General features: G+C 49.4%; 3 protein-coding genes and 1 pseudogene. 1 reads left to right on the top strand and 3 read right to left on the bottom strand.

All coding sequences use genetic code 11. The annotated features are described in order from the left end of the window. Window positions 1–589, top strand: a pseudogene (locus tag AKJ31_RS22245) (ISL3-like element ISPpu12 family transposase); the annotation flags it as partial. Window positions 590–768: 179 nt separating this feature from the next. Here the strand turns inward: AKJ31_RS22245 and AKJ31_RS22240 are convergent. The 3 genes from AKJ31_RS22240 to dfrA32 form a co-directional block, all read right to left on the bottom strand. Beyond that, window positions 769–1,560, bottom strand: a complete 792-nt coding sequence (locus AKJ31_RS22240; protein ID WP_001261740.1) for an ANT(3'')-Ia family aminoglycoside nucleotidyltransferase AadA2 — start codon at window positions 1,558–1,560, stop codon at window positions 769–771. Window positions 1,561–1,644: 84 nt separating this feature from the next. Further along, window positions 1,645–2,865 carry an EreA family erythromycin esterase gene (ere(A), locus tag AKJ31_RS22235; protein ID WP_032084014.1) on the bottom strand — a complete coding sequence of 407 codons (1,221 nt, stop codon included), beginning with the start codon at window positions 2,863–2,865 and terminating at the stop codon, window positions 1,645–1,647. Between the two features lie 192 nt (window positions 2,866–3,057). Beyond that, window positions 3,058–3,531, bottom strand: a complete 474-nt coding sequence (gene dfrA32, locus AKJ31_RS22230) for a trimethoprim-resistant dihydrofolate reductase DfrA32 (protein ID WP_032084013.1) — start codon at window positions 3,529–3,531, stop codon at window positions 3,058–3,060. Window positions 3,532–3,594 lie beyond the last annotated feature (63 nt).

Raw genomic sequence — 3,594 nt, 5'->3', positions numbered from 1 at the left:
GGCCAACGATGCCCTAGAGAGAGTGCGCAAGGGCCTCAGAAAGGAGCTGAAACCGTCCCAGAGCCGGACTCTCAAGGGAGACCGGAAAATCCTGCTGAAACGCGCTCACGAAGTCTCAGACCGGGAGCGCCTCATCATGGAGACCTGGACAGGCGCGTTCCCGCAACTGCTGGCCGCCTACGAGCACAAGGAGCGCTTCTACGGCATCTGGGACGCCACCACACGGCTCCAGGCAGAAGCCGCCCTGGACGAGTGGATAGCCACCATCCCGAAGGGCCAAAAGGAAGTCTGGAGCGATCTGGTCAGGGCAGTGGGAAACTGGCGCGAAGAGACCATGACCTACTTCGAGACGGACATGCCCGTCACCAACGCTTACACGGAGTCCATCAACCGACTGGCCAAGGACAAGAACCGTGAAGGGCGCGGTTACTCCTTCGAGGTGATGCGGGCACGAATGCTCTACACCACGAAGCACAAGAAGAAGGCACCGACTGCGAAGGTCTCTCCTTTCTACAAGAAAACCATCGGTTACGGACTGCCGGACTTCGCAGAGGAACTCAACTACGGAGTGGATCTATCAACCATCTGAGGGTGGTATCAGATTGATGGGGTGAAGGTGCCCCATCAACCATTAAATCCGTATACCCAAAATAATAAAAGCAGACTTGACCTGATAGTTTGGCTGTGAGCAATTATGTGCTTAGTGCATCTAACGCCGGAGTTAAGCCGCCGCGCGTAGCGCGGTCGGCTTGAACGAATTGTTAGACATCATTTACCAACTGACTTGATGATCTCGCCTTTCACAAAGCGAATAAATTCTTCCAAGTGATCTGCGCGTGAGGCCAAGTGATCTTCTTTTTGTCCCAGATAAGCTTGCTTAGCTTCAAGTAAGACGGGCTGATACTGGGCAGGTAGGCGTTTTATTGCCCAGTCGGCAGCGACATCCTTCGGCGCGATTTTGCCGGTTATTGCGCTGTACCAAATGCGGGACAACGTAAGCACTACATTTCGCTCATCGCCGGCCCAGTCGGGCTGCGAGTTCCATAGCTTCAAGGTTTCCCTCAGCGCCTCGAATAGATCCTGTTCAGGAACCGGGTCAAAGAATTCCTCCGCTGCCGGACCTACCAAGGCAACGCTATGTTCTCTTGCTTTTGTAAGCAGGATAGCTAGATCAATGTCGATCATGGCTGGCTCGAAGATACCCGCAAGAATGTCATTGCGCTGCCATTCTCCAAATTGCAGCTCGCGCTTAGCCGGATAACGCCACGGGATGATGTCGTCATGCACGACAAGGGTGACTTCTATAGCGCGGAGCGTCTCGCTCTCGCCAGGGAAAGCCGAAGCCTCCATAAGGTCATTGAGCAATGCTCGCCGCGTCGTTTCATCAAGCTTTACGGCCACAGTAACCAACAAATCAATATCGCTGTATGGCTTCAGGCCGCCATCCACTGCGGAGCCGTACAAATGCACGGCCAGCAACGTTGATTCCAGATGGCGCTCAATGACGCTTAGCACCTCTGATAGTTGGTTCGAAATTTCGATGGTCACCGCTACCCTCATGATGTCTAACGCGCTGATCACCGGCGGTTGAAAACCGTCCGGTGGATTCGCAGGTTATGCTCCCTCATTTTCATTTCCGGTTTCCTATAGGGCAACTAGGCTGTCCTTGCCGGCGCTTGGAACACAGACGATGGCATCAAATGCCTCGCTCAATTTCGTTTTTACAGAGGCGCTTTGAGACCGCATTCGCTTTGCTTCCATGGGGGCATCTGTCAATGTCAGACATGAATTCTCCGTACCACAGGCGTCGATGACATACTGTTCCATACTATCCTCACGGATTGCATCGGCAGGCGTGGTCACAACAGAGAATCCAAGAGGACTGTCGGGCGATGGGAAATGCATTTCCGGCACGGTGGGTCCAAGATGGGTGAATGCAATCGCACGGTAATTCACCCTCTCTGCGAGGTGCTGCCCCATGGGAACAGCCGTAAGCTCGCCTGAAAAGGAGACTGGGGTTTTTTGTAAATGATTGTTGTGCGCCAGCAGAATTATCTTCACATCCGGATTCGCTCGAACCATTCCATCTACTACGCCCGCCATATACGAGTCACGTACGGAAGTATCTCCCTCAAGAGAGGTACCATCGAAGAAAGTTTTCATTATACGCAAGGTTTCCAACGTATACTCTATCGATTCTATTCGATCAGAGGCTTTTCGGAACAAATCGCTGTTGACGTGTTTTTTCAGTACAGGGGCAAGCGACGCCAAGCGGAGCTTCAATCTGGTTACCCCTGAGATAGCTTTCTCCTGCCGAGCCGTTTCTAGCTCCCCCCATTTTGCCGATGAAATAACCGCCGACTGGCCATCAATGGACGCCAACAAGTGAGTCAGCATATCAACGTGCGGTTTCATGAGGTGATCGATGAGCTGGATAATTTCGGCCAATTGCGCTAGGTCGTCCCTTGGGTTCAGGGTGTTGGGTAAGTCGATTCCGACTAACTGCAGTTTTCTTCCTGATTCGCGGAGATATGATTTCAGCCAGATCAGCACTGAGCCATACACAGAAAAGGTCAGGGTATCCGAAAATCGCTCAAGTTCATGAGCACCGGCTGTTGAGTTGAGCCATTCAGATAACCGGGATGCCTGAATCGCCCCACATTCCAAACCAATCGCATTAAAATCATGCCTTTCGACCAAATAGCGGATAAGACTTGCTCTAGCCAGTGAAAACTCCGCGACAAAATGAGCGCCCTCGCCAATGCCGACAATTCGGGCGCCCTCAATTACGGAAGTAAGAATCTCAAACTCATTGAAGTCCAGATTTTGAGGCTGTAAAAGTGTTCTGGTCGTTCTCCACGTCATTATTTTACCTTTGCGTTTATTACTTTAATCGCCATACGTTCGCTTCGCCAACAACCCGGGTCACAGCATAACGCCGAGTTCAGCGGCAGTTTTTAAGTTGTGGTTTTATGGAATATTTTTGCGCAGCAAAACCATAAAACCACAACTTAAAAACTGTCCAAGGAGCGGAGCGACTGGTGCTGCAACGACTTGTTAGCCTTTTTTCCAAATTTGATATGTATAATTTATATTAGACACAAAAAACTGTTCAAAAACCAAGTTGAAACCTTCAGGTAATATAGGGAATTTAATATCACCTTCAACCTCAACATGAATAGTAGATAGATGAATTATATCTGCTTTTTCAATAAGGCTTTCATAGATTTGCCCCCCACCCGAAATATATACATGATCTGTAATTTTAGATAGTTCTTGCAAAGCATTTTCTATTGAAGGAAAAACCAAGACGTTTTCATTTGACCCTGAAATTCCATTCTTTGACACTACTGCATATTTGCGATTTGGAAGAACTCCCATAGAGTCAAATGTTTTCCTTCCAACAAGAAGCCACTGATTGTATGTGAGCGCCTTAAAGATTAGCTGCTCACCTTTTGCTGACCACGGAATATCAGGACCACTACCGATTACGCCATTTTCTGACACTGCAGAAATCAATGAAATTTTCAATTTAACTCCCGATATGGCTAACTTTGTTTTAGGGCGACTGCCCTGCTGCGTAACATCGTTGCT

Origin of the sequence: Vibrio hepatarius (assembly GCF_001274785.1) — a bacterium.
Taxonomy (GTDB): Bacteria; Pseudomonadota; Gammaproteobacteria; order Enterobacterales; family Vibrionaceae; genus Vibrio; species Vibrio hepatarius.
Note: the sequence above shows the minus strand (reverse complement) of the source record. Positions and strands in the feature narration are given on the sequence as shown.

Bases quoted from the DNA above. Each gene is read 5' to 3' on its own strand.
- AKJ31_RS22240 (WP_001261740.1), bottom strand. From the start codon at position 1,560: ATGAGGGTAGCGGTGACCATCGAAATTTCGAACCAACTATCAGAGGTG.